22 protein-coding genes and 1 pseudogene are annotated in these 26356 nt (G+C 70.5%); 10 read left to right on the top strand and 13 right to left on the bottom strand.

Going from position 1 to position 26356, the window contains the following annotated elements; genetic code table 11:
* Nucleotides 1-305: 305 nt before the first annotated feature.
* Nucleotides 306-758 (bottom strand): ATP-binding protein, encoded by a 453-nt coding sequence (locus tag ABT115_RS18455; protein WP_351790578.1) that lies wholly within the window; start codon nucleotides 756-758, stop codon nucleotides 306-308.
* Between the two features lie 155 nt (nucleotides 759-913).
* Between ABT115_RS18455 and ABT115_RS18450 the strand changes: the two genes are divergently transcribed.
* The 5 genes and pseudogenes from ABT115_RS18450 (at nucleotide 914) to ABT115_RS18430 (ending at nucleotide 6714) form a co-directional block, all read left to right on the top strand.
* A complete protein-coding gene (locus tag ABT115_RS18450) occupies nucleotides 914-1786 on the top strand; it encodes a helix-turn-helix domain-containing protein (RefSeq protein WP_351790575.1) in 873 nt (290 codons plus the stop codon).
* Nucleotides 1783-1986: pseudogene (locus tag ABT115_RS18445) on the top strand (DUF397 domain-containing protein); the annotation flags it as partial. The gene ABT115_RS18450 and the pseudogene ABT115_RS18445, both read left to right, overlap by 4 nt.
* A gap of 363 nt (nucleotides 1987-2349) precedes the next feature.
* The gene (locus ABT115_RS18440; RefSeq protein WP_351790644.1) at nucleotides 2350-2955 is read left to right on the top strand and encodes a flavin reductase family protein; all 606 of its coding nucleotides are present in this window, start codon (nucleotides 2350-2352) and stop codon (nucleotides 2953-2955) included.
* Nucleotides 2956-3329: 374 nt separating this feature from the next.
* On the top strand, nucleotides 3330-4964 hold the full coding sequence (gene abc-f, locus ABT115_RS18435; protein ID WP_351790572.1) for a ribosomal protection-like ABC-F family protein: 1635 nt from the start codon (nucleotides 3330-3332) through the stop codon (nucleotides 4962-4964).
* Between the two features lie 79 nt (nucleotides 4965-5043).
* Nucleotides 5044-6714 (top strand): ABC-F family ATP-binding cassette domain-containing protein, encoded by a 1671-nt coding sequence (locus ABT115_RS18430; protein ID WP_351790569.1) that lies wholly within the window; start codon nucleotides 5044-5046, stop codon nucleotides 6712-6714.
* A gap of 103 nt (nucleotides 6715-6817) precedes the next feature.
* Here ABT115_RS18430 and ABT115_RS18425 read toward each other — a convergent pair whose 3' ends face one another.
* The 3 genes from ABT115_RS18425 to ABT115_RS18415 form a co-directional block, all read right to left on the bottom strand.
* Nucleotides 6818-7867: a Zn-dependent alcohol dehydrogenase gene (locus tag ABT115_RS18425; protein WP_351790566.1), complete on the bottom strand. Its 1050-nt coding sequence runs from the start codon at nucleotides 7865-7867 to the stop codon at nucleotides 6818-6820.
* Nucleotides 7864-9006: an acyl-CoA dehydrogenase family protein gene (locus ABT115_RS18420; RefSeq protein ID WP_351790642.1), complete on the bottom strand. Its 1143-nt coding sequence runs from the start codon at nucleotides 9004-9006 to the stop codon at nucleotides 7864-7866. The genes ABT115_RS18425 and ABT115_RS18420 overlap by 4 nt, the downstream gene beginning before the upstream one ends.
* 297 nt (nucleotides 9007-9303) lie before the next feature.
* Complete coding sequence (locus tag ABT115_RS18415; RefSeq protein ID WP_351790563.1) at nucleotides 9304-10218, bottom strand: SDR family oxidoreductase; 915 nt, start codon at nucleotides 10216-10218, stop codon at nucleotides 9304-9306.
* 83 nt (nucleotides 10219-10301) lie between these two features.
* On the opposite strand from ABT115_RS18415, the gene ABT115_RS18410 reads away from it, so the two are divergent.
* Nucleotides 10302-11228: a cyclase family protein gene (locus tag ABT115_RS18410; RefSeq protein WP_351790560.1), complete on the top strand. Its 927-nt coding sequence runs from the start codon at nucleotides 10302-10304 to the stop codon at nucleotides 11226-11228.
* A 6-nt stretch (nucleotides 11229-11234) separates the two neighbouring features.
* On the opposite strand, the gene ABT115_RS18405 is transcribed toward ABT115_RS18410, so the two are convergent.
* From ABT115_RS18405 to ABT115_RS18390, 4 genes are all read right to left on the bottom strand, one after another.
* Nucleotides 11235-11825, bottom strand: coding sequence for an ATP-binding protein (locus ABT115_RS18405; protein WP_351790558.1), 591 nt, complete (start codon nucleotides 11823-11825; stop codon nucleotides 11235-11237).
* A 505-nt stretch (nucleotides 11826-12330) separates the two neighbouring features.
* Nucleotides 12331-13314, bottom strand: a complete 984-nt coding sequence (locus tag ABT115_RS18400) for an acyl-CoA dehydrogenase family protein (RefSeq protein ID WP_351790555.1) — start codon at nucleotides 13312-13314, stop codon at nucleotides 12331-12333.
* A gap of 7 nt (nucleotides 13315-13321) precedes the next feature.
* Entirely contained in the window at nucleotides 13322-14476 is a 1155-nt protein-coding gene (locus ABT115_RS18395; RefSeq protein WP_351790552.1) for an acyl-CoA dehydrogenase, read from the bottom strand.
* Between the two features lie 7 nt (nucleotides 14477-14483).
* The gene (locus tag ABT115_RS18390) at nucleotides 14484-15677 is read right to left on the bottom strand and encodes an amidohydrolase family protein (protein WP_351790549.1); all 1194 of its coding nucleotides are present in this window, start codon (nucleotides 15675-15677) and stop codon (nucleotides 14484-14486) included.
* Between the two features lie 157 nt (nucleotides 15678-15834).
* On the opposite strand from ABT115_RS18390, the gene ABT115_RS18385 reads away from it, so the two are divergent.
* Entirely contained in the window at nucleotides 15835-17574 is a 1740-nt protein-coding gene (locus ABT115_RS18385; RefSeq protein WP_351790546.1) for a class I adenylate-forming enzyme family protein, read from the top strand.
* Between the two features lie 63 nt (nucleotides 17575-17637).
* On the opposite strand, the gene ABT115_RS18380 is transcribed toward ABT115_RS18385, so the two are convergent.
* On the bottom strand, nucleotides 17638-18006 hold the full coding sequence (locus tag ABT115_RS18380) for an STAS domain-containing protein (RefSeq protein ID WP_351790639.1): 369 nt from the start codon (nucleotides 18004-18006) through the stop codon (nucleotides 17638-17640).
* A 336-nt stretch (nucleotides 18007-18342) separates the two neighbouring features.
* On the opposite strand from ABT115_RS18380, the gene ABT115_RS18375 reads away from it, so the two are divergent.
* Nucleotides 18343-18933, top strand: a complete 591-nt coding sequence (locus ABT115_RS18375) for an RNA polymerase sigma factor (protein WP_351790543.1) — start codon at nucleotides 18343-18345, stop codon at nucleotides 18931-18933.
* Entirely contained in the window at nucleotides 18930-20297 is a 1368-nt protein-coding gene (locus tag ABT115_RS18370) for a zf-HC2 domain-containing protein (RefSeq protein WP_351790540.1), read from the top strand. Before ABT115_RS18375 ends, ABT115_RS18370 begins: the two co-directional genes overlap by 4 nt.
* A gap of 24 nt (nucleotides 20298-20321) precedes the next feature.
* Here the strand turns inward: ABT115_RS18370 and purU are convergent, their stop codons facing one another.
* Nucleotides 20322-21200: a formyltetrahydrofolate deformylase gene (gene purU / locus ABT115_RS18365; protein ID WP_351790537.1), complete on the bottom strand. Its 879-nt coding sequence runs from the start codon at nucleotides 21198-21200 to the stop codon at nucleotides 20322-20324.
* 28 nt (nucleotides 21201-21228) lie between these two features.
* The gene (locus ABT115_RS18360) at nucleotides 21229-21675 is read right to left on the bottom strand and encodes an SCO4402 family protein (RefSeq protein WP_351790637.1); all 447 of its coding nucleotides are present in this window, start codon (nucleotides 21673-21675) and stop codon (nucleotides 21229-21231) included.
* Nucleotides 21676-21848: 173 nt separating this feature from the next.
* On the opposite strand from ABT115_RS18360, the gene ABT115_RS18355 reads away from it, so the two are divergent.
* Entirely contained in the window at nucleotides 21849-23129 is a 1281-nt protein-coding gene (locus ABT115_RS18355; protein ID WP_351790534.1) for an ABC transporter substrate-binding protein, read from the top strand.
* 58 nt (nucleotides 23130-23187) lie between these two features.
* Here the strand turns inward: ABT115_RS18355 and ABT115_RS18350 are convergent, their stop codons facing one another.
* Nucleotides 23188-24612 (bottom strand): hypothetical protein, encoded by a 1425-nt coding sequence (locus tag ABT115_RS18350; RefSeq protein WP_351790531.1) that lies wholly within the window; start codon nucleotides 24610-24612, stop codon nucleotides 23188-23190.
* 169 nt (nucleotides 24613-24781) lie between these two features.
* Nucleotides 24782-26164: an NsdA family TPR-like regulatory protein gene (locus tag ABT115_RS18345; RefSeq protein WP_351790528.1), complete on the bottom strand. Its 1383-nt coding sequence runs from the start codon at nucleotides 26162-26164 to the stop codon at nucleotides 24782-24784.
* Between the last annotated feature and the right edge of the window lie 192 nt (nucleotides 26165-26356).

The raw sequence follows: 26356 nt of genomic DNA, 5'->3' as shown, positions 1-26356 counted from the left end.
GCGCGAGGACGCGCTAGTCTGCTGGGTATCCATCGGGAAGCTCCGAACTTCCTCGGTGGTCAGGCCCTCGATCGGGATTGCGAGTCCCGGCCGGGGGCCGACGCATGTCTGGGGCTGTTTGCAGCGGCGAGCATATGCCAGCCAACCAGCCCGAAATCCATCGAGTTGGCCAATCTCACCCATGTGGGTGACGGCAGGCAAGGTGGGGTTGGGAAGGGTCATTTCCCAAATCCTTCAAGGCTTTTGATGTCGTGCGGAGCCCGTCGCGGACCACCGGATCACGCAAATCCGCGACCCGGCGGCGGTCACGGTACGAGGTCGAGCTCGGCCCAGACCGTCTTGCGGGGTACGGGACCGGGGCTGACGCCCCAACGGTCGGCGAGCGCCTCGACGATCAGCAGACCGCGCCCTGACTCGCAGTCGTCACCCGGGACGGCCATGCCGCCCGGACCGGGCGGAAGGTGCTCGCCACGTGCGTCGCTCACTTCGATCCGCAGGACCGCGCCGACACCGGTACCGCCGCCGTGGACCGCGAGATCCAGTCGGAAGTCCCTGCCTCGCACGCGGCCGTGGACCAGGGCGTTGGCGGCCAGTTCGGCAACGATCTGCGCGGCCGACTCCGAGGGCAGCCCCCACTCGCCCAGGTGCGCGGTGGTGAGCAGCCGGGCAAGCCTGGCTCCCCATCGCGTGGAGGACAGCAGAACGGTGAACTGCCGGATCAGAGCGGAACGTTCGGTTCGGGTGATTTCTTGGCTCACGTCACTCAGCGTGGCCAGGGTGCGCCTACGCTGACAGTGACCAGACGGTTGCGTACGGTGACTGTCCGGCGCTTGTCCGGAGCTGTCCGGGCTGTCCGGAGGGGGCGCACGAGTAGGGGGCGCCGAGATGTGACGGCACGTCGGAGGTGGCGCGAATGCAGATGGACACAGACGGTACGGAGCGGCCCGAGGCGGACGAGCCCGGCTGGGAGGTCGACCCCGATGACGAGTCGGGCGCAGCGGTTGTCGCCACTGTGGGGCGGCAGCTGAGGCTGCGCCGGGAGGCGGCCGACATGCGGGCCGCCGAGTTCGGTCTGGCGATCGGGTACGGGGAGGACCAGGTCTACAAGGTGGAGGCGGGGAAGCGGATTCCGCGCCCGGAATATCTGGACAGGGCGGACGAGGTTCTGGGAGCCGGTGGGCTGATCGCCACGATGAAGAAGGACGTGGCGGAGGTCCGATACCCGAAGAAGATTCGGGATCTGGCGCGGATGGAGGCGCGGGCGGTCGAGTTGTTGTCGTACGGCGACCACAACCTGCACGGTCTCCTGCAGACGGAAGAGCATGCCCGGGCACTGCTGAGGACGAGGCGTCCTGCACTGTCGGATGATGAAGTGGAGCGTGGTGTGGCAGGCCGCATGGCCAGGCATTCCATCTTCGACCGCTCACCGGCCCCCGAACTGAGCTTTGTCCAGGAAGAGGCGACGCTCAGCCGCCCCATTGGAGGCAAGATGGTGCTGCGGAGGCAGCTGGAACACCTGCTGGAGTTGGGGAAGTTGCGCAACGTCGAAATTCAGGTGATGCCGACCGCCCATTGGGACCACCCTGGGACAGGCGGCCGGATCCAGATGCTGAAGTTCGAGGACGGCGCGGCGGTCGGGCGCTCCGACGACGAGTTCGGCGGTCGTCCCGTCTCCAGTCCGAGACAGCTACGGATCCTTGAACTCCGCTATGGCATCATCCGGGCGGAGGCTCTCAGCGCACGGGAGTCGCTGGCCTTCATCGAGCGAGCGCTGGGAGAAACATGATTCGCAAGCCCTCTACCGAGGACGACTCCGAGCTGGCGTGGTTCAAGAGCACCTACAGCGACAGCAGCAACCCCAACGACTGCGTCGAGGTCGCAACCGCTCCCGGCTCGATCCACGTCCGTGACTCGAAGAAAGTACAGGGTCCCCAGTTCGCCGTATCGCCCACGGCCTGGACCGACTTCGTGACGTACGCCGCCGGGAGCCGACCCCGCACTCGCCCCGGCCCCGGCTCAGTGCCGGGCTGGTCACCGGCTGAGCGTGTACCAGTCCGGTGAGTCCGGGTCGCCGTACTCCCGGTTGAGTTCGGGCCGGTCCTGCGTGCCACTGATCCGCCAGCTGTCAAAGTCGCCGCCGAAGGATCAGCCCTCGATGTCGAGCCGCACGCGCTGCTGCCACGTGGTGGTATCACCGGGCTCGTAGGACCACGTCCCCCACCCTGTGCAGCGAAACTTCCCGACCTCCAGCGCCGCGCCGCAACCCCTTCGCGCCCGGAACTCCCGCCCTCACCCTTCCTATCTGACGCGCCGTCAGTTTCAATGAAAGGCGTGATGGGACACGCAGGCATGGCCGCCACCGCCGTCCGGTACCTCAGGTCCGTAGACGCCTCCACCACCGCAGAGCCGGCACCGGTCGATCCGCTGCCGCGCCCGGATCTGCGGGCCGTCGCTGTCGACGAGCGACCGCCCGTCGAAGCGTCCGAATTCCGCCGCGTGCTGGGGCACTTCGCCAGCGGCGTCACCATCGTCACCGCACACGACCCGGACGAAGCGGAAGGACCGGCGGGCTTCGCCTGCCAGTCGTTCGCCTCGCTCTCCCTGGACCCGCCGCTGGTCACGTTCATGGTCGCCCGTACGTCGACGACCTGGCCTCGCATCGCCCGCGCCGGGGCCTTCTGCGTCAACATCCTGGGCGCGGACCAGGGTGCTCTGTGCCGTAGCTTCGCGGTGAGCGGGGGCGACAAGTTCGCGGGGGTGTCGTACGAGGCGGCTCCGGCGACCGGGTCGCCGCTGCTGGACTCCGTACCGGCCTGGGTCGACTGCCGCATCCAGGCCGTCCACACCGGGGGCGACCATCTGATCGTCGTCGGCCGGGTGGAGGCACTGGGGGCGGCGGGCGGGACCGGTCCACTGCTGTTCCACCGAGGGAGGTTCGGACGGTTCAGCGAGTGAACGGCGGCCGCCCGGCGCTCCCGCCCGTCTCGCATCGCACCAGTCGATGGTGCGCAGCCCAGGTGATCTCCGGGTGAACCAGCCAACCAGCCCAGTTGTTCATAAGACCGGTTGTTCATGAGGCCGGTTGTTCATAAGGCCGACCGGAAGATCCCGCACCCCTTCTGTTACTCTGGTAAAGACGTTGATCGTTTGTTGAGGAGCCCAGACATGGTGGTGGACGACGACATCTCCGGGTGATACCCGGACCCGACAGGCCACCGGCCCGGCGCGTGGAAGCGCCGCCGACGTGGCCTCGCTGTCGTCCCCTCTTTCCCCCTGTCTGCTGCCGGGGCAGAAGTGTCTTCCATGCCCCCTCCCACGAGGTCACCTCCATGTCCGACGCCTCCATCGTCTGCTCGAACCTGTCCTTCACCTGGCCCGACGACACTCCCGTCTTCCAGGACCTGTCCTTCACCGTCGGCTCCGGCCGCACCGGCCTCGTCGCACCCAACGGCACCGGCAAGAGCACGCTGCTCAAGCTCATCGCCGGTGAACTGCGGCCCGGCACCGGGTCGGTCTCCGCGGCCGGCACCCTCGGCTACCTCCCGCAGAGCCTTCCCCTGACCGGCGACCTCACGGTCGCCGAGGTGCTGGGCGTCGCTGCCATCATCCAGGCCATCGACGCCGTGGAGTCCGGGGACGTCGACGAGAAGCACTTCACCACTATCGGCGACGACTGGGACATCGAGGAGCGCACCCGTGCCCAACTCGACCGCCTCGGCCTGGCCGACCTCACCCTGGATCGCAGCCTGAGTACCCTCAGTGGCGGCCAGGTCATCTCCCTCGGTTTTGCTGCCCAGTTGCTGAAGCGGCCCGACGTGCTGCTGCTGGACGAGCCCACCAACAACCTCGACCTCGACGCCCGGCACAAGCTCTACGACGTGCTGGAGGAATTCAACGGCTGCCTGCTCCTGGTCAGCCACGACCGCGCCCTGCTCGACCGCATGGAACGCATCGCCGAACTCGACCGCGGCGAACTGCGCTTCTACGGCGGCAACTTCACCGAGTACGAGGAGGCGGTGCGGGCCGAGCAGGACGTCGCCGAGAAGAACGTCCGCAACGCCGAGCAAGAGCTCAAGCGGGAGAAGCGGGAGATGCAGCAGGCCCGCGAGCGCGCCGAACGCCGGCAGAGCAACGCCGCCCGCAACCTGAAGAACGCCGGGCTGCCCCGCATCTTCGCCGGCAACATGAAGCGAGGCGCGCAGGAGTCCGCGGGCCGGGCGGGCCAGGTGCACGCCGGCCGGGTCAGCGAGGCGAAGGCCCGGCTGGACGAGGCCGGACGTGCGCTGCGCGAGGAGCAGCGCATCACGCTGGACCTGCCGGACACCAACGTGCCCGCCGGACGCAACCTGTTCCTCGGCGAGCAGCTCCGCGTCCGCCTCGGCGACAAGGACGTGTTCGCCGGCCAGGGCGTCGACCTGACCATCCGGGGGCCGGAACGCATCGCGCTGACCGGTCCCAACGGTGCCGGCAAGAGCACGCTGCTGCGTCTGCTGGGCGGCGACCTGACACCCCGGAGCGGCGAGATCAAGCGGGCCGACGGCCGCATCGCCTACCTCTCGCAGCGCCTCGACCTGCTGGACCTGGACCATACGGTCGCCGAGAACTTCGCCGACTATGCCCCACAGCGGCCGGAGGCCGAGCGGATGAACCTGCTCGCCCGCTTCCTCTTCCGGGGGCCTCGCGCACATCTGCCCGTCGGGGTGCTCTCCGGAGGCGAGCGGCTGCGCGCCACCCTGGCCTGTGTCCTGTGCGCGGAACCGGCTCCGCACCTGCTGCTCCTGGACGAGCCGACGAACAACCTCGACCTGGTCAGCGCAGCCCAGTTGGAGAGCGCCCTGAACTCCTACCAGGGGGCCTTCGTGATCGTCAGCCACGACGAGCCCTTCCTGCGCGAGATCGGCGTGAACCGGTGGCTGCGGCTGGCCGACGGCGAGCTCAAGGAGACGGGGTCCCCTGAGGTGTGAGCCGTCGGCGTGTCGACCTGGCCCGTGTCCGAGGCATGCCGCCCCGCGGACCGAGCACCGATCACGTTGGACGGACCCCATGCCTCAGCCCGCTCTGCTCGCCCACGACCTCGTCCACACCCTCGGCAACCGGCGGGTGCTCGACGGTGTCTCCCTGACCGCCTCGCCCGGGCACCGCATCGGGCTGATCGGGGAGAACGGCGTCGGCAAGTCGACCCTGCTGCGCCTGCTGGCCGGGACGGACGAACCCGACGCCGGCAGCGTCGCGCGCCCGCCCGACCTGGGCTTTCTTCAGCAGGAGATGCCGTACGACGCCGACGCGACGATCGCCGACGTACTCGATGACGCCCTGCGCGAAGCCAGGGAGGACCTCGCCGAGCTGGAACGGCTCACCGAACAGCTCGCGCGGACCGCGCAGGACGCGCCCGAGTACGCCGGCCTGCTCGACGCGTACGGCGGCCGGCTCGAACAGGCCCAGGAACGGGAGGCCTGGGACGCCGACCGGCGTGCCGCGCTCGTGCTCGACGGCCTCGGCCTCGGCGCCTTCGCGCACGACCGGACGCTCGGGTCGCTGTCCGGCGGGCAGCGCGGCCGACTCGCGCTGGCCGCGCTGCTGGTCCGGCGGCCCTCCGCGCTGCTGCTGGACGAACCGACCAACCATCTCGACGACGGTGCCGCCGCCTTCGTCGAGGACCAGGTGCGCACCCTGCCCGGGGTCGTCGTGGTGGCCAGCCACGATCGGGCCTTTCTGGACGCCGTGTGCACGGACCTGATCGACCTCGACCCCGCGATGGACGGCCCGGTCCGCTACGGCGGCAACTACAGCGCCTACCTGGCCGAGAAACGTGCCGAGCGGGACCGCTGGGAGCGACGCTGGGCCGAGGAACAGGAGGAACTGGCCGCGCTACGGGTCTCCGCCGGAGTCACCGCGCATCGCGTCGCACCGGACCGGGGACCGCGCGACAACGAGAAGATGGGCTACGGCCACCGCGCCGGCCGGGTGCAGAGCCAGATCTCCCGGCGAGTGCGCAACGCCACCCGCCGCCTGGAGGAGCTGGAGCGCTCCCAGGTCGGCGAGCCGCCGAAACCGCTCCGGTTCGAGAGCACGACGCTCGCCGCACCGGCGGCGGAGGGTGACGGTCCGCTGGTGTCCCTGGATGACGTACGGGTGCCGGGCCGGCTCGCGCCGGTGAGTGCGGAGGTGTCGGCGACGGACCGTCTGCTGGTCACCGGTGGGAACGGGGCCGGGAAGTCGACTCTGCTGGCCGTGCTCGCCGGGCGGCTCGCACCCGAGGGCGAGGTGCGGCGGCGGCGCGGACTGACCGTGGAACTGCTTGCCCAGGACACCGTTTTCGACCGGCCGGACCGATCCGTCCGGGACACCTATGAGCTGACACTGGGCGCCGAGCGGGCCGAGGCGGTGCCGCTGGGCTCGCTCGGTCTGATGCACGAGGCGGACCTGGACAAGCCGGTCGGCCGGCTCTCGGTCGGACAGCGCCGACGGCTCGCGTTGGCGCTGCTGGTGGCGCGCCCGCCACAGTTGCTGCTGCTCGACGAACCCACCAACCACCTGTCGCCGCGCCTGTGCGACGAGCTGGAGGCGGCGCTGGGCACCGGCCCCGGCGCGATCGTGCTGGCCAGCCACGACCGCTGGCTTCGGGAACGCTGGCAGGGACGGGAGATCCAGCTCGGCTCCGACCGCGAACGCTCGGCCGGGGCCCCGGAGTCCTGGGGCGTGTTTCGAAAGTAGCGTCGTCCGCCAGGCGGCCGCCGCCTTCCGGCCCGAACGGGCTCGTATGCGGGTACGATCACATGTCGGTCAGCATGCCCTCCTCCTAGTGCCGCGACCGGCACTAGAACACCAGCACCCCCCGCGCCACCCGGCCGTGGTGGGCGTCGTCCGCCGCCTTGGCGAAGTCCTCCACCGGGTAGGTCTCGGTGACGAGTTCGTCCAGGAGCAGCCGGCCCTCCCGGTACAGGTCCGCGTAGAGCGCGATGTCCCGTTGCGGGCGCGAGGAGCCGTACCGGCAGCCCAGGATCGACTTGTCCAGGAACAGTGACGAGACGAGGAACGAGGCCTCTGCCGTCGCCGCCGGGACGCCCAGCAGGACCGCCTGGCCGTGCCGGTCCAGCAGGTCGATCGCGGTACGGATCAGCTCCGTACGGCCCACGCACTCGAAGACGTGGTCGGCGCCGCTCGGCAGGATCTCCCGTACACCCTCGGCCGCCGCCGTGAAGTGCGTCGCGCCGAACTGCCGTGCCACCGCCTCTTTCGCCGGGTTGGCGTCGACGGCGACGATCGTCAGCGCGCCCGCGATCCGGGCACCCTGGATCACATTGAGCCCGATGCCGCCCGTGCCGATCACCACGACCGTGTCGCCCCGGTCGACCTTCGCCCGGTTGAGTACGGCTCCGACTCCGGTCAGCACCCCGCAGCCGATCAGGGCCGCCGAGGTGAGCGGCAGGTCCGTGGGGATCTTCACCGCCTGCACGGCCTTGACCAGGGTGTGTGCGGCGAAGGCCGAGTTGGACGCGAACTGGTACAGCGGCTTGCCGCGCCGCGAGAACGGCTGACCCGGCATCCCGATCGCCTTGCGGCACATCGTCGGCCGGCCCCGGTCGCACTGGGCGCACGCCCCGCAGTTGGCCAGTGTGGACAGCGACACGTGGTCGCCCGGCGCCACATGGGTGACGCCCGCGCCGACCGCCTCCACCACGCCCGCGCCCTCGTGCCCGAGCACCACCGGCGTCGGAAACGGAATCGTGCCGTCGATCACCGACAGGTCGCTGTGGCACAGTCCGGCCGCTGCCACCGCCACCAGCACCTCGCCGGGGCCCGGATCACGTATCTCCAGATCGTCGACGACCTCGGTCCGCTTGCCGTCGAAGACGACGCCTCTCATCTCGGCTCCCTCGGTAGGCCGAGCACCCGCTCGGCGATGATGTTCCGCTGGATCTCGTCCGAGCCGCCGTAGATGGTGTCGGACCGGGTGAACAGGAACAGGCGCTGTGCCTCGTCGAGTTCGTACGGTGTCTGCGCCGACCAGTCGCCCGGGCCGACGGCACCCGCCACGCCTTTGATCTCCACGGCCAGTTCGCCCAGGCGCTTGTGCCAGCCGCCCCAGAGCAGTTTCGCGACGCTGGGTGCTCCGGGGTCGCCCCTGGAGCCCAGGGTGCGCAGGGCGTTCCAGCGCATGGTCTTCAGCTCCGCCCACTGCCTCACGAGGCGTTCGCGCAGTACCGGGTCGGTGACGGCGCCGCCGTCGACGGCGGCCCGGACCACCCTGTCGAGTTCGGCGGCGAAACCTATCTGCTGGACGAGCGTGGAGACGCCGCGTTCCAGGGCCAGCAGTCCCATGGCGACCGCCCAGCCGTTGCCCTCGCCGCCGACGCACTCCGCTGCGTGCGCCCCGTCGAAGAAGACCTCGTTGAATTCGCTGGTCCCCGACATCTGACGGATCGGCCGCACCTCGATCCTGCCCGGCTGGTCCATCGGCACCAGCAGGAACGACAGGCCGTGGTGACGGCTGGAGCCGGGCTCCGTACGGGCCAGGACGAAGCACCAGTCGGCTTCCCTCGCGAGCGACGTCCAGATCTTCTGCCCGGTCACGCGGTGGCCGCCGCTTCCCTTGTCGGGTACGGCGGCCGTCCGCACCCCGGCGAGGTCCGATCCGGCACCCGGCTCGCTGTATCCCTGGCACCACAGCTCGTCGCCGCGGGCTACGGGGGGCAGGAAGCGCTGCTTCTGCGCCGGTGTGCCGTAGGCGATCAGGGTCGGGGCGAGGAGGTTCTCGCCGATATGGCCGACCCGGGCGGGGGCTTCGACGCGGGCGTACTCCTCGGCCCAGACGACCTGCTGGGCGAGGCTTGCGTGCCGGTTGCCGTGGCCGGCGCCTCGGTTGTCCCAGCCGAGGCCGATCCAGCCGCCACGGCCGAGTTCGCGCTCCCATTCGCGGCGGATGGCGACGCCCTCGTGCTCGCTGCCGGGGCCACCGGTGCCGGCGGCCGCCGCGTACTCGCCGACTAGTGCCGCGGCAGGCAACGTTTGCCCGTCAAGGAGCGGCGTCCGGTGCGTGCTCTCGGCGTGCCGGCCGGAAGCCCTCGTACTGGACGTACGTGGGCTTTCGTCCGGTGCGGCGAGAGTGCGTGCCGGACGTCGCGACGGGGCGGACGTTGCCTGCCGCGGCACTAGGTGCGCTTCCAGCCAGGCACGGGCTTCCTCGCGGAACGCGGCGTCGTCCGGGCCGAAGGTGAAGTCCACGTTGCCTCCTGTTGCAGGATCGGTCCCGTCCGGCGACCCCGGACCGGGGTCCTGGGCAGCGCCCCCGGGGCGCCCTCATCACGCGTTCGGCCGCGCCTTTGCCGCAGCCGCCGCGGCCATCTCCTCCAGTTGCGCCAGCATCGGCATCGGGTCCGTGCCCACCGTTCCCGGCAGGAAGTCCGCGATCCGTTCCGGGGTCCAGGCCCCCTCCGCGTACCCCGCCCGCAGCTCCCTCGGCTGGGCCCAGACCGCGATCTTCGGGCCGGCGATCGTGTACACCTGGCCGGTGATCTTCTCCTTGCGGGCCCGTTCGCTGAGCAGGTAGACGACGAGCGCCGCCACATCCTCCGGCTCGCCGATCTCTTTCAGCTCCATCGGCACATTGGCGGACATCCGGGTGCGGGCGACCGGGGCGACGGCGTTCGCCGTGACGCCGTACTTGTGCAGGCCGAGCGCCGCGCTCCGTACCAGCGAGATGATTCCGCCCTTGGCGGCGCTGTAGTTGGCCTGGGCGACGCTGCCCTGATGGTTGCCGCTGGTGAAGCCGATCAGCGTGCCGCCACCCTCCTGCTTCCGCATCACCGCCGAAGCGGCCCGGAAGACGGTGAAGGTGCCTTTCAGGTGCGTGGCGACGACGGGGTCCCACTCGTCCTCGGACATGTTGAACAGCATCCGTTCCCGCAGGATCCCGGCCACGCACACGACCCCGTCGATCCGCCCGTACTGCGCCAGCGCCGTGTCCACGATCCGCTGCCCGCCCGCCATCGTGGAAATGTCGTCGGCGACCGCGACGGCCTCGCCGCCCGCCGCCTCGATCTCCTTGACGACGGACTGCGCTATCTCGCTGCTCGGCTCGCCGCCCTCGATGGAGACGCCGTAGTCGTTGACGACGACTTTCGCCCCCTCGGCCGCCGCCGCGAGCGCGACCGCTCTCCCGATGCCGCGCCCGGCACCCGTCACGGCCACCACTTTGCCTGCCAAGAAGTTCCCCATGCCCGGCCCCTTCCCGCGGTTTCTGACGGACCGTTAGATTTTATGGGTCATCAGGTCCACGAGCACAAGCCCCGGGAGGCCCCGTGTCACTGCCGGCCGAGTTCCACGACATCGCCGAGCGGGTCAGCAACTGGGGCCGCTGGGGCGCCGACGACGAGATCGGCACACTCAACCTGATCACCGACGCGGTCGTACGCGAGGCGGTCGCCGCCGTCCGCACCGGGCTGCGTATCCCTCTCGCGCTCCCCCTCCAGCAGGACGGCGTCCAGAGCGGGCTGATCCCGGGACGAATCAATCCGCTGCACACCATGGTCCAGATCAACCAGGAGCTCTTCGGCCCAGGCACCGTCGCCACCAGCGACGACACGGCCGTCCTGAGCCTGCAGACGGCCACCCACTGGGACGCCCTCACGCACGCCTCGCACTCGGGGAAGATCTACAACGGCCGCCCGGCCGCCACGATCACCGCGCACGGCGGCGCGCAGTTCAGCGGGATCGACAAAGCGCCGCACATCGTCTCGCGCGGGGTGCTACTCGATGTGGCACGCGCACACGGCACGGACAGACTGCCCGGCGACCACGCCGTCACCCCCGAGGACCTGGACGCGGCCGAGGAGTTGGCGGGGGTACGGGTCCGGGCCGGCGACATCGTGCTCGTACGGACGGGGCAGGTGCAGGTCTATCTGGCGGGCGACAAGCATGCGTACGCCTATCCGTCGCCCGGTCTCTCGATCCGGACGCCCGAATGGTTCCGTGCGCGCGATGTCGCGGCGGTCGCCAATGACACCCTGACCTTCGAGATCTTCCCGCCCGAGATCGAGAATCTGTGGCTGGGGGTGCATGCGCTGGACCTGGTCGAGATGGGCATGCTGCAGGGCCAGAACTGGAACCTGGAAAAGTTGTCCACAGCCTGTGCGGAAGAGAGTCGGTACAGCTTCCTGCTCTCCGCGATGCCGGAGCCGTTCGTCGGCGCGACCGGCACCCCGGTCGCGCCGGTCGCCGTCCTTTGACGGAGCTCAGGCGGGCGCCGGACCGCAACCCAGACTGGCCGATTCAACCTTTATGCGCGATTCATAACGGCTCGTAACGGCTCGTGGCGGCTCGTACTCCTCGCGACCCGCATCCGCCGCACCCGGTCCACCCGGTGCGCCATGAACACCCTGCACGCCGTGCACGCCCGGGTGCACCGGCACCTGCCGGATCAGCGGGACGCCTCGGTCGACCTCGCACCAGATGTGCTTCCCGGCACCCTCCGGCTGCCAGCCCCAGCGGTCCGCGAGGCCGTCGACGAGCTCCAGGCCCCGGCCGCCGGTGTCCTCGCCCGCCGCGTGACGCTGCTGCGGCGGACGAGAGCTGGCGTCGGCCACCTCGACCCTTACGGTCCCGGCCGCACCCGTCGATCCGAACAGCATGCGCAGCACGGCCGGGCACCCGGTGTGGACCACCGCATTGGTGACCAGCTCCGAGATCAGCAGGATGAGCGTCTCGGCCAGCGGCTCGTCGTCCCTTATCCCGGACCCGACCAGTCTCGATCGCGCCCATCTACGGGCCCTCCCGACCTCCGCGGGATCCGGCCCGACCTCCAGCTGAACCTGAAGCACCTGCACCGCTCACACCATCCGAACCGGCGGACACATCGCCTCGCGCCTCCTCAGGGTCACGGAACGTGATTCCCTTATGAAGCAGCATGGTTGACGTACAGTCACCGCAACAAGCGCTTCGGGCATATTCCAGCGCGAAGGAGTACGCGTGGTGCATACTGTGCGACGCGCGCTGCGGGAAGTCGAACAGAGGCGCATCGAGGCTGCGGGAATCGTCTCCCCGGCAGACCCGGCGCTTCTGCGTGGAATGCGAGCAGGGCACCTCTTCCGGACCGGAGTCGCCGCACGGGCAACCTCCGGATCATCCGGCTCCAGAACCTCTCGCACCCAACGGAGCGTACCCGAGCCCGGCGCCGACTCCGCCCCGTGACGAATTACGCAAAGGGAACAAGCCGGCATCGGGGTTTGCCGACTGCATTGCGTAATTCCGCAGCAGCCCGCCTGCCGCATCCGCGCGTCCCGCGGCCACCCACCGTCGCGCGTTGTAAGCCTCCACGAAACCCTTGCGCAATCAGCACAGGTCGGCCGCAAGCGCCTCCTCGGACGCCGCCGCCGTCAGCCACTGCCCGCAGCGCAGCCAGGCCCGCTTGAGGTGCAGATGAACGTCTGCCTCCCAGGTGAAACCCATTCCGCCGTACACCTGGAGGCAGTCGCGCGCATTGCGGACCGCCGCGTCGTCGGCGAGCAGTTTGGCGCCCGCGATCTCGACCCGGTCCGCGGTAACGGCCGCCGCGTAAACGGCGCTGCGGGCCAGCTCGGCACGGACCAGCATCCCGGCGCACAGATGCTTGACCGCCTGGAAGGACCCGATCGGCGAACCGAACTGTTCACGTTCACCGGCGTGTTGGACGGCCATCTCGGTCGTACGCGCGGCGCTTCCGAGCTGTTCGGCGGCGGCGAGCAGGGCGCCCTCGTCGCGCAGTCGCGCCCCGCCGGACAGGAGCTCGCCGGGCCCGACAGGGCCCGTGACCCGCCACAGGGGTGTGAACGGGTCGAGCGACCGTACGGGTCCGACGGCCTCCCGTACGACATCCCGCAGCGCCCCACCGGTCACGGCCCTCGCCTCCCCCTGCTCCGGACCCGGCCCCGGGGCCCGCACCTCTCCCGGCCCGAGTACGAGCAGGCCGTCCGCCTCCCCCAGGTGCGCCACCGGCTGCCCCGCGTCCAGCACGGTCACCACCGTCTCGCCCTCCGCCGCCCCCTTCACCGCACCGGCGGTGAGGTGGGTGGCGATCAGCGGTCCGGGGAGCAGCGACCGCCCCGCCTCCTCGAACAGGAGGACCGCTTCGGGCAGGCCGAGTCCGACGCCGCCCTCCGTCTCCGGCAGCCGCAGCGCGAAGAACCCGGCCTCGCCGAGCTCCCGCCACAGGGCCCGGTCGATGCCCCTGCCGCTGTCGAGAGCCGCCCGCATCCGGTCCCTGCCGAAGCGCCCGGCGAGGAGTTCCCGTACCCCCGCCCGCAGGGCCCGCTGGTCGTCCGAGAGCTGGAAGTCCATGGCTGCGTCAGCGCCCCTTCGGCAGGCCGAGAATCCGCTCGGCGACGATGTTCCGCTGGATCTGCGAGGTGCCCGCGGCGATGGTGTACGAGAGCGAGGAGAGGCGGTCCAGGGCCCATTCCCGGTCCAGGTCGGCCGCGTCCGCGCCGAGCACCTCGGCGGCTGCCTCGTACAGCTCCTGGCGGGCCTGCGAGTAGCGCAGCTTGAAGACCGAGCCGCCTGTGCCGGGCACGCCACCGCTGCCCTGTGCCTCGCTGACGTTCCACTGGGTGAGCCGCCACAGCGCCCGGAATTCGGCGTTCAGCCTGCCCAGCCTGCGACGCAGGACCGGGTCGTCCCAGCGGCCGTTCGTCCGCGCCTCGGCGGCCAGGGCGTCCAGGGTGCGGCGGCAGGCGACGACCTCGCCGACGAACGCCGTGCCGCGCTCGAAGGAAAGGGTGACCATGGTGACCCGCCAGCCGTCGTTCTCCGCGCCGACGCGGTGCGAGACCGGCACCCGCACCTCGTCGAGGAACATCTCGGCGAACTCGGTGGACCCGGCGAGGGTGCGCAGCGGGCGGACGGTGACGCCGGGTGTGTCCATCTCCATCGCGAGCCAGCTGATCCCGCGGTGCTTGGGCGCCGCCGGGTCCGTACGCACCAGCAGCTCGCACCAGTCGGCGACCTCCGCGTGCGAGGTCCAGATCTTCTGCCCGCTCACCACGTAGTGGTCGCCGTCGCGCACCGCCCTGGTCCGCAGCGAGGCGAGGTCCGAGCCGGCGTCGGGCTCGCTGAACCCCTGGCACCAGATCTCGTCGCCGCGCAGCACCGGCGGCAGCCAGCGCGCCCGCTGTCCGGCCGTGCCCTCGGCCGCGATCGTCGGCCCGGCGTGCAGCAGCCCGACGAAGTTCGCGCCGACGTACGGGGCTCCGGCCTTCTCCGTCTCCTCCAGGAAGATCAGATGCTGGGTCGGGGTGGCGCCCTGCCCGCCCGCGTCGACGGGCCAGTGCAGGCCCGCGTAGCCGGCGTCGTACAGCATCCGCTGCCAGGCGGTGTCGTACGCGCGGCGCCCCGGCCAGTCGTCGGGGCCGGGCTTCGCGGGCAGGGTGGGCAGCACGGCGGCCAGCCACTCGCGCAGCCGTGCCCGGAACTCCTCCTCGGCCTCCGTGTACGCGAGATCCACCGCGCGCCTACTTGTCCAGGTCCAGATCGAGCATCCGGATCGCGTTTCCGCGCATCAGTTTGTAGACGGTCTCGTCGTCCAGTCCCTTGACGTGGTCGAGGGCGACCTCCTTGGTGTGCGGGAAGGTCGAGTCGACGTGCGGGTAGTCGGTCTCGAAGGTGGCGTTGTCCCGCCCGACGACATCGAGCGACGCGACGCCGTGCTTGTCGCGGAAGAAGCAGCAGAACATCTGCCGGTAGTAGTACGTGGACGGCGGCTCGGGAATCAGATCGCGTACCCCGCCCCAGGCCCGGTGCTCCTCCCAGACGTCGTCGGCGCGCTCCAGGGCATACGGGATCCAGCCCATCTGGCCCTCGCTGTAGGCGAGCTTCAGCCGGGGGAACCTCACCAGCACCCCGCTGAACAGGAAGTCCATCATCGAGGCCATGGCGTTGTTGAAGGAGAGACTGGCCTGTACGGCGGGCGGGGCGTCGGGCGAGGCGGCGGGCATCTGCGAACTGGACCCGATGTGCATGTTGACGACCGTGCCGGTCTCCTGGCAGACCGCGAAGAACGGGTCCCAGTAGCCGGTGTGGATCGACGGCAGGCCGAGATACGTGGGGATCTCGGAGAAGGTCACCGCCCGCACCCCGCGCGCCGCGTTCCGCTCGATCTCCGCGACCGCCAGGTCGATGTCCCAGAGCGGGATGATGCAGAGCGGGATGAGCCGGCCGCCGCTGTCGCCGCACCACTCCTCCACCATCCAGTCGTTGTAGGCGCGCACGCAGGCGAGGGCGACCTCCTTGTCGTGGGCCTCGGCGAAGGTCTGGCCGCAGAAGCGCGGGAAGGTGGGGAAGCAGAGGCTCGCCTCGACGTGGTTGAGGTCCATGTCCTTGAGGCGCTCGGCCGGGTCCCAGCAGCCCGGCCGCATCTCGGCCCGGGTGATCCCCTCCAGCGTCATGTCGTCGCGGTCGAAGCCGACGGCGGCGATGTTCCGCTTGTACGGGAACTTCAGGTCCTCGTAGATCCACCAGTCGGTCGGCGGCCCGTCCGGGTCCATCGTGATGACGTATTTGCCCCCCGTGTACGCCAGCTCGCCGATGCCCGCGGTGAGCGGCTGCGGGCCGCGCTCGCGGTACTTGGCGGGCAGCCAGGTGGAGAAGAGGTGCGGCGGCTCGATCACATGGTCGTCGACGCTGACGATCCGAGGCAGTTCCGTCATGGTGTCCCCTCCGGCGCACACTGCACGCATCTGATGGTCCGTCAGGTTCAGTTTCGGCACTCAGGCTAGCTCCGCACCCCTGGACCGACAAGGCGCGGCGCCCTACGCTCTCGACACGATCTGACTACCCGTCAGTTAAGAGGGAGTGGGGGACGCAGTGAACGAGACCGCACACGCCCTGGGCGCATCGGGCACCTTCTGGGAACTCATCGAGCGCCGGGCCGCGCTGACCCCGGACCTCCCCGTCCTGATCCAGGACGACCGCACCCTCACCTTCGGCGAGCTGCGCAACCGCTGCGAGCGGGTCGCGGCCGGGCTGTGGGGCATGGGCGTGCGCCCCGGCAGCGTCGTCGCCTGGCAGCTGCCGACCCGTCTCGAAACGGCGCTGCTCTCCTTCGCCCTCACCCGTATCGGGGCCGTGCAGACGCCCGTCATCCCGTTCTACCGGGACCGCGAAGTGGGTTTCGCGCTGCGCGAGTCGAAGGCCGGTTTCTTCGCCGTGCCCGGCGTCTGGCGCGGCTTCGACCACACGGCGATGGCGCACCGGCTGGCCGCGGAGGCGAAGCACCCGCGGCTAGTGCCGCGACAGGCAACGTTTGCCCCGTCGCGACGCCCGGCACGCACTCTCGCCGCACCGGACGAAAGCCCAAGTACGTCCAGTACGAGGGCTTCCGGCCGGCACGCCGAGAGCACGCACCGGACGCCGCTCCTTGACGGGCAAACGTTGCCTGCCGCGGCACGGGTCTTCGAGGCGTACGAGTCGCTGCCGGACGGCGACCCGTCCGTGCTGCCTCCCCCGCCCGCCGACGGGACGGCGGTGCGCTGGATCTACTGGACCTCGGGCACCACCTCCGACCCGAAGGGGGTCCTCCACACCGACCGCAGCCTGATCGCGGGCGGCTCCTGCCTGGCCCACGCGCTGCACCTGTCGGCCGACGACATCGGCTCGATGGCGTTCCCCTTCGCCCATATCGCCGGGCCCGACTACACGGTGATGCTGCTGCTGTACGGCTTCCCGGCGGTCCTCTTCGAGCACTTCGCGATGCCGGACGCGCTGGAGGGCTACCGGCGCCATGGGGTGACGGTCGCGGGCGGCTCCACGGCGTTCTACTCGATGTTCCTGACCGAGCAGCGCAAGACCCCGGAGCGGAAGCTGATCCCCACCCTGCGGCTGCTGGCGGGCGGCGGGGCGCCGAAACCGCCGGAGGTCTACCACGCGGTGGTACGGGAGATGGGCGTCCAGCTCACCCACGGGTACGGCATGACCGAGGTCCCCATGATCACGATGGGTGCCCCCGACGACACGGCGGAGCACCTCGCCGGGACGGAGGGGCGCCCGCCCGAGGGCATGGAGATACGAATCACCGACGAGGGCGGCAAGCCGCTGCCGTACGGCACGGACGGCGAGGTGCGACTGCGCGGGGAGGCCGTCTGCAAGGGCTATCTGAACCCGGAGGCGTCGGCCGCGGCCTTCGACGCGGACGGGTTCCTGATCACCGGCGATGTCGGCCATGTCGAGGCGAGCGGTCATCTGGTGCTCACCGGGCGGCTGAAGGACATCATCATCCGCAAGGGCGAGAACATCTCCGCCAAGGAGATAGAGGATCTGCTGCACCGGCACCCGGATGTCGGGGACGTGGCGGTGATCGGGCTTCCGGATCCGGAGCGCGGCGAACGCGTCTGCGCGGTCGTGGAACAGCCTGCGGGCGCCGCACCCCTGACACTGCCGCACATCACCGGCTACCTGCGGGCGGAGGGCCTCGCCGTGCACAAGCTTCCGGAACAGCTGGAGGTGGTGGCGGCGTTGCCGCGCAACGAGACGCTGCGGAAGGTGCTCAAGTACCGGCTGCGGGAGCGGTTCTCCGCCCCCGTACCGCCCGGTGTCCGAGGCCTCTGAGGCAGCCGGGGGCGATCTCTGCGAAGCGCGCCACCGGTGTTACAACCTGGTCGTGACCCGCCTTCACGCCGGGAGCGGCCGGGCCTCGTCGTCGACGGCCGCGTACCGGTCGGGGTAGACGTCGAAGAGACGGCGTACGCCGAGGGCGGCGAGTATCCGGTTGACGTGGGATCCCTCTCCCGCACCGGGGGGCGGCAGGACCAGCCGCAGCCGCCCCCCGCAGGAGCGCATCAGACGGCGGGCCGCGATCAGTACACCGACGCCGCTGGAATCGCAGAACAGGACCTCGGAGAGGTCCAGCACCACATCGTGGCGGCCGACGGCGACCGCGTCATGGACGGACTGGCGCACGGTGGGCGACGTCACGAGATCCAGTTCGCCCCGTATGCGCAGCACGGTCCAGTCGCCCTGCACGGTTTCGGCCACTTCCAGTGGCCTCCGGGAGCGTTCCTGGGTGAGCCAGGGGGCGTGGGTGATCGCGGCCGGTGGGTGGTGTCCAGGAGGACAAGGACTCCTCACGCGACTGGGCCTCTCGTTGCGGTGGATTCCGATGTTCCGGAAGTTTCCGTTCCCTTTCGCGGCTGCCCCCGTCCCAGCCCTGTGAAACACCGAACCGCCCGGCATGGCACAACCGGGACCGTCGTCGTCGGATGGCGCATTCCGTCTGATCCCGGGCCTCATCAGGGGCGTACTTGCCGCAAAGGGCGTGCATCGGTGGTGTCGCCGACTACATTCGATGTGACGAGGGGAACAGGGCTGGGGGGCCGTATGCCGAAGAACGCACCACCCCGCTGGGACCGCAAGATGCAGCAACGGCTGGCGCGCGGCGAGGCGGCTGCTCTCGGCGAGCTCTATGACCGGTTCGCCTCGCTCGTGCACAGCCAGGCGCACCGGATGCTCGACGACGAGACCGCTGCCGATCTGGTGACCTGCGAAGTCTTCGGCTACGTGTGGGAGAACCCGGACGCGTACGACCCGAAGCAGGGCTCGATGCGGTCCTGGGTGGCCCGGCTCACGCACGGCCAGTCCGTGCGGCGGCTGCGCGAGGAGCACGCCCTCTTGGGCGGTACGGACGAGGAGACCGGGGCCGCAGCCCGGTCCGATCTGGAGGAGCGGGTCCGCCGGGCCACGGCCGCGGCCCGCGCCGACTACATCGCGGCGTCCATGCCCGCGCCGCTGCGGGCCGCGCTGAAGCTCGCGTACATCCAGCGCCGGGACTACCGGCAGACGGCAGCCGACCTCGGGGTCACCGAGGACGAGGCCCGCCGTCGGCTGCGGCTCGGGCTGCAACTGCTCTCCACCGCGCACACCCGCTCGCCGGAGGCGTCGTCGCCGCCCGGATACGGACGGCCGCTGTGACCGGTGACGACGAGGCGAACGGGCACGAGGGCGACAGACGCGACGACGGACGCGACGACGAGGTGCGGGGCACGCGGCGGATTCCGGGACCGCGGGCCGCCACGGACGACTTCGACCCAGGTGCCGTCCCCCTGCCGCCGCCCGTGCCCGAGGAGCTGCGGCCGGCCCCGCAGCCGACGGCACCGGAACCAGAATCTGCCGTGGCACCAACGGACCCGTCGCACCCACCGGCCGCACCGGCGCTGGTGCTGCCCCATCGCGTCCTCAAGGCCCTCCTCGGTGCCTGGGCCCTGGCCGCCTGCTCGGCGGAGGAGACCGAGGCCGTCGAGGCGCACCTGACCGTGTGCGCCGCGTGTGCGGACGAGGCCCTGCGGCTGCGCGACGCGGTCGGCCTGCTGCAGACCGACCGCAGCCTGGATCTCGATCCGACGCTGCGTTCCCGGGTGATCGACTCCTGCCTCAGCCGCCGCCCGGCCGACATCCCGGTGCCTGACTGGGCCGCCCCCTACGACGCGGAGACCGCGCGACTCGACGCGCTGCTGCGTGACATCGGCGGCTCGGAGTGGCACGCCCCGGTGCGGCTGAAGTGGTTCGAGGGCGAGCAGGAGGTCAATCGCAAGACGACGGTCGCGGGCGTCATCGGTCACCTCATGACCGTCGACGCTGTGGTCGGCACCGCTCTCGGCATCGACGTGCCGCTCGGCGACGGCGCCATGGGCCAGGGCGCCGACTGGCCGCTCTCGCCCGGCGCGCGCACGGAGAAGTACTGGTCAGGAGCCCGGCGGCCACTCACCCGTGCGATCCGCGAGCCGTGGCGGGAGCAGAGCCACGCCCTCATCCGTACGGTCTCCTTCGCCGGTCGCAATGTCGCCGACCTCTCCGTCTCGTACGGGGACTTCGCCCTTCCGATGCACGACTCGTTGCTGGACCGGTCCTTCGAATGCTGGGTGCACGGCGGCGACATCGCGCATGCGGTGGACTATCCGTACGAGGCGCCGGCGGCCGCCTATCTCAACCGGATGATCGACCTGTCGGCCCGGCTCCTCCCGGCGGCTCTTGCCGAGCGCCGCAGGTCGGGGCTGGCCGGACCCGCCCGCCATCTGGTGACGGCCGGTTCACCGGGCCGTTCGCTGCATCTGGAGGTCGAGGGCTCGGGCGGCGGCGACTGGTACATCCCGCTGGACTCCCCGGCCGCGGTCGGCTCGCCCGCGCACACGGTGGCGCAGGTCGCGCTGGACAGCGTCGAGTTCTGCCAGTTGGTGGCCGGGCACGTGCCGCCGGCGGAGGCGGCAGCCGGCCAGCAGGGCGACCGCGAGGCGATCCGAGACGTGCTGTCCGCCGCGGCGTCGCTGAGCCGGCTCTAGGACGTGTTTCGAAAGTCCCGGGCCCTACGAGAAGATCACCGTGCGGCGGCCGTTGAGCAGAATGCGGCGCTCCGCATGCCACTTCACCGCCCGCGCCAGCGCCTGGCACTCCACATCGCGGCCGATGGCGACCAGCTGGTCCGGTGTGACGCCGTGCCCCACCCGCTCGACCTCCTGCTCGATGATCGGCCCCTCGTCGAGGTCGGCCGTCACATAGTGCGCCGTCGCACCGATCAGCTTCACACCGCGGGCGTGCGCCTGGTGGTACGGCTTCGCGCCCTTGAAGCTCGGCAGGAAGGAGTGGTGGATGTTGATGATCCGGCCGCTGAGCTGCTTGCACAGATCGTCGGAGAGGACCTGCATGTAGCGGGCGAGGACGACCAGCTCGACGTTCTCCTCGCGGACCAGGTCCAGCAGCTCCGCCTCCGCGGCGGCCTTGTTCTCCTTGGCCACCGGAATGTGCCGGAACGGAACGTCGTACGAGGCGACGAGCTCGGCGAAGTCAGTGTGGTTGGAGACGACGGCGGCGATCTCGATCGGCAGCGCCCCGATCCGGGAGCGGAACAGCAGGTCGTTGAGGCAGTGCCCGAACTTGCTGACCATCAGCACGACCCGCATCCGCTCCGCTGAGCGGTGGATCTGCCAGTCCATCTCGAAGGAGTCGCCGACCGCGGCAAAGCTGGCCCGCAGCTTCTCCACGGTCACCGGGCTGTCCGCCGAGAAGTGGACACGCATGAAGAACAGACCCGTGTCGTGGTCGCCGAACTGCTGGCTGTCCTCGATATTGCAGCCGGTCATGAAGAGATAGCTCGACACGGCGTGCACGATGCCCTTTTTGTCCGGGCAGGAGAGTGTGAGGACGTACTGTCCCGGGGTGGTCTCAGCAGGCTGCGGCGCGGTCATCCCCGTAGCGTGCCACACCGGACCGGTATCACGCCGAACCGGTCATGATGCGGAGCACATCCAGGGAGCGCGGCGGGGTGTCCGGGTCGTCGCCGTCATTGGTGGCGAGCAGCACATGGGCCTCACGGGCGGCCCGTACGGCCTCCGGCCAGCCGTGATGCTCCAGATACGCGGACACCGGGGCGTCCGCGCCGACCTGGTGCATGATGCGCAGCACCCGGAGCACGGCGACGTCGACGAGGGCGGACTCGCCGGAGTCACGGAAGATCGTCCCGACGTATTTCTCGGCGGACCAGTTGTCCAGCCAGGTGTCCTCGACCAGCCGGTACACGGCGTCGGTGACGTCGCCGTACCCTTCCCGGCCGGGCAGCCAGCACTCGTGGTGGAAGACGGGGTCGGAGAGCATGTGCAGCGCCGAGCGCACGTTGCTGCGCCAGCGCCACCAAGGCATGTCGTTCAGCGGCATGCCGCCCATGGTGGAGGAGCGACGGCCGCGGCGGGAAGTGTTCTCCGAACCTTGCTGCACGGTTGTCGATCGTACGTTCCCTTCCCGGCTCCCCGCACAGGCCCCCGCAATTCACCCGGATGTCACCGAGCGTTGCACGAAGCACACAGTTGTGTTACCCCACGGGCGGAAATGTCCAGCCCATGACCGGACGGCAACGCCTCACCTCCCCCCGCCCCTACAAGCTCCTCACGAGCACGGCGGTGGTCGGGGCATTGCTGGTCACCGGCTGCGGTGCGCTCCCTGGGGCCTCGGGGGACTCCAGGGAGCCGCTCACCGTCGTCACGTGGGCTCCGGAGAGCGCCACGGGACCGGACACGGTGAACATGGCGGGCATGACCGCCATGGCGAGCGCATACGCCCGCTGGGCCAACAGCAACGGCGGGCTCGACGGACACAAGCTGCGCGTCGTCACCTGCGACGAGGCGGACACCTCGGCCGGCGCGGCGAAGTGCGCCCGGCTGGCCGTCGATGAGGAGGCGGTGGCGGTCGTCGGCTCGTACAGCCGGCACGGGTCGGCGTTCATGGCGCCGCTGCAGACCGCCGGAATCCCCTACATCGGCGGATACGGGGCCTCCGAGGTGGAGTTCACCAGCTACAACTCCTACCCCGTCAACGGCGGCCAGGCGGCGCTGCTCGCGGGCAACGCCCAGCAGCTCGCGCGCAGTTGCGAGCGGGTTTCCGTGGTACGGCCCGACACCCTGGGCGGCGACAGCCAGGCCTGGCTCCTCAAAACCGGTCTCACCGAGGCCCGTCGGCCCGAGCCCGCCGACATCCGGGCGCCGGAGTCGGCCACTTCGTACGACGAGGCCGCCGGGCAGGCGCTCCAGGCGGCGGGGACGAGCGGCGGCTGTGTGACGGCCGTACTCGGGGACCGTACGGAGACCTTCTTCGACTCCTTCCGCCGACTCGAACCGTCGTACGGGGACGTACAGATCTCGTCCGTCCTCGGCAGTGTCGGGCAGCCGCTGATCGACAGCACCGGCGGCCGGAACAGCCCGTTCGAGGGGGCGTACATGACCGGCTGGTACCCGGACTCGGGCGACGCCCGCTGGGACGGGATGCGGGAGGTGATCCGTGAGCACGCCTTCGGCGACAACCGGATCGACCCGGACGACACGGGCGTGCAGACCACGTGGATCGCGTACACCGTGCTGAACGAACTCGTGAAGTCGATCGACGCCCCGGAGATCACCGCCGGGAAACTCACCTCCGCCCTCAACCACGGCACCCCCGTCGACACCGGCGGCCTCACGCCGGTGCTGCGCTGGCACTACGAGGACGCGCTCGGCTCGTCCGCGTATCCGCGCATCGTGAACACCGAGGTGACGTTTCAGGTAGTGCGTGACGGGCGGCTCGTCGCAGACAAGAAGGGGTTCGTCGACGTCAAGAAGACGCTGTCGGATGCGAGCGCGAAGGGGTGAGGTACCGGGGGCTCCGCCCCGGTACCTCCGCTTTTCAATCCCCGGAGGGGCTTGATTTTCAGAGCTCGGTCGCCGCGCGCTGGGTCAGCCCGTACTTCGACGCGATCGAGTTCCACAGCCCCGACGCCTCCTGCTTCGCCTTGCTCGCCTCGCCGCTCTGCACGGTGGCCTGCTGCGTCTCGGAGGTCGTACGGGCCTTGCCGTGCTTGCAGAACTTCTTGCCGCTCTTGACCTGGCCCGCCCACGCGGCGTAGTGCTCGTCGGCGGCGGCGGACGCCTGCCAGGCCTTGGTGAGGGAGGCGCTCAGCTGGGCATGGTTCGGCAGCTTGTCGATGGTCAGCCGCTCGAGCCGGGTCACCAGATCACGGCGCTGCTGGGCGGCGCCCTTCAGATCGGTCGCGGCCTGGTCCAGATCCGTGCAGGTCTTGATGTTCTCGACGGCCCCGACGACCGCGGCACGGCTGTCGTTGCTGTCCGCCAGCAACTCATCCAGCGCCTCGGCCTGCAGCTTCACCGGGTCGGCCGGGGCCTGCGTGGAGGGCTGGGCGGCGGGTGAACTGGCGGCGGCCACCGGCTGCTTGTCGTCCGTGCCCTTGTCGCCGCCACTGCTCATCAACGCACCCGCGCCGAGGCCGACGACGGCGCAGCCGGCGACGACCGCAGCGATGAGCGTGACGTGCGCCCGCTTCTTGCGCTGCCCGGTCCCCCCCTGCGGCCCCTCGCCCACGGGCTGGTACTGGGGCTGCGGGGGCTGATGGGCGCCTTGGCGCTGCTGCGTGGGATCGAACCGGGGCATCTGCTGCGTGGCGCCTGCGGGGCCCTCGCTGCGGAACAGGTTGTCGAACTCGGCGGGCGGCTGCCGTTCGTCGGGGGTCCCGGGCCTGATGCCGTACGGGGCGCCGGCGGGGACCGGCGGAATGAACTGGGTCGGCTCGGCGTCGCCGCCGTACGCAGGCGCCTGGGGCTGCTGGTACACCTGCGGCTGCGGCGCTCCGTGGTCGAGGAACTGGGTGGCCTCCGCGGGGCTCTCGGGCGGCAGCGCGCCCGGCGCGGGCCCGGCAGACACCGGCGCGATGTACTGCGTCGCATCCGTGTCCCCGCCCATGCCCATGCCGGGCACGGCCTCGGGCGGCAACGGCTGCGCGTACGACTGCTGGGGCTGCTGGGGCTGTACGGGAGGCAGCGGCTGCGCCTGCGGCTGTCCGTACGCCTGTGCCGGCTGCCCCTGACCGTACTGCCCTTGCCCGTACTGTCCCTGCTCGTACGCCCCCTGAGCATGTGCCTGGGGCTGCGACGAGGCGTCCTGGTGCGCCGCCTGCGGCCCCCAGGGCTGCCCCCACGGCTGGCCGCCCGCCGGGGCGCCCTGATCCGCGGGCCCCCCTGGTATCCAGGGCTCGCCGCCACCCGCGGGCAGCACGATACCTTCGTGCGCGGGCCGTTCAGCAGGGGGCTGCTGCGCGTCGCCCTGTCCGCTCTGCGTCACCGGGACTCCTACGTGTATACCTACGGAATCGTCGGCTCACGCTACCCGGTGGCTGCCGCCCTTCGCCAAGCACGTGACAGCACTCACCCCCTGGACGTGCGCTGCATCACCCGGCGCCGGCAAGACGCAGCCCAGGGGTGCTCGGACCATTCCGCCGGCCGGGCCCAGGTCACGCCGCCTGGAGCTCCAGCCGCGCCCCGAACTCCCGTACCGCCGGCTCGTCCCCGTACGGCATCAGGCGCTGCTGCAGATCGTCCAGATACTCCGCTCCCCGGCTGGAGTGCACCGACCCCAGCAGTTCCATCGCCCGCGTGCCCGTGTGGCAGGCCTGCTCCACCTCACGCAGCTGGACCTGCGCCGTGGCGAGGAGCACCAGGCCGATGCCACGGCGGCGGGTCCGGGACTCCGGGTGGCCGTCCAGGGACTCCCTCGCCCGGCGTGCGGCCGCCTCCGCCTGGCCGAGGTCACGGTGACAGTGCGCCAGCTCATCGGCGAGATAGGCATGGTCGAAGTGGGCGATCCAGTCGGGATCGTCCCCGGTGTCCGGTTCGGCGTGCTCCATGGCCGTCAGCGCCCTGCCCGTCACCACCTGGCAGCTCCGGGCGTCGCCGAGCAGAGCATGTCCGCGCGCCTCCGCCGCGTAGAACATCGCCTCCGCCCTCGGGGTGACCCGCCCACGCGCGCCCTCCTGAGCGGCCCGCGCCAGTTGGGCGATTTCCCGCGGATTGCCGAGCTGCGCGGCGAGGTGGCTCATCGACGCAGCCAGTACGTAACCCCCGTACGCCCGGTCGCCCGCCGCCTGCGTCAGACGCAGCGCCTGGATGTAGTAGCGCTGGGCTAGACCCGGCTGGCCCGTGTCGACCGCCATGTACCCGGCGAGTTCGGTGAGCCGCGCGACCGCCGCGAACAGCTGCCGCCCGACCGATTCGCGGTACGACCCCGAAAGCAGCCCGGAGACCACGCTGTTCAGGTAATGCGCCAGGACCGGCCGCACATGTCCGCTGCCGAACCGGTGATCGAGGTCGACGAGTGCGGCCGTCATCGCCCGTACCGCCTCCACGTCCGGCATTCCGACGCGGGTTCCGGCGGCCCGGGCCACCTGCGGGTCGGCGCCGGTGATCAGCCAGTCACGGCTGGGTTCGACCAGCGCCGACGTCGCGATCGTCGAACCGGACAGGAACTCGCGTCGGCCGACATCGCTGCGCCACAGCTCACAGACCTGCTCGATCGCCCCGATCACGGTCGGTGCGAACTGCAGGCCTACGCCGGACGCCAGATTCTTGCCGTTGGCCATGCCGATCTCGTCGATCGTGACCGAACGGCCGAGCTTGCGGCCGAGCGCCTCGGCGATGATTCCCGCCGCCCTGCCGCGAGGTTGCTGTCCACGCAGCCAACGGGCCACGGAGGTCTTGTCGTAACGCAGATCGAGCCCGCGCTCCGCGCCGACCATGTTGACCCGGCGGGCGAGGCCGGCGTTGGAGCTTCCGGCTTCCTGAATGAGCGCCTGGAGCCGTTCGTTCGGCTGGCGGGCTACGAGAGGCCTGGCTGCCATGTTTCCCCCTGAGGCCGCAGTGATCGATGAGCGGATCACTGCCCGGCAAATCCACGGAAAATGCACACATTCATTGTGTTCGTCGCGTTCCGACGCATTCCTTGTCATTCATGTCGGCATATGACAGAGGCCGACCGTTCCGGAGTTGCCCGTATACGACTACCCGCCCGATCGGGCGCCGCCCACACGCGC

Origin of the sequence: Streptomyces sp. NPDC001832 (assembly GCF_040297265.1) — a bacterium.
Taxonomy (GTDB): Bacteria; Actinomycetota; Actinomycetes; order Streptomycetales; family Streptomycetaceae; genus Streptomyces.
The sequence above is the reverse complement of the archived record's forward strand: the minus strand, read 5'-3'. Positions and strand labels throughout refer to the sequence as shown.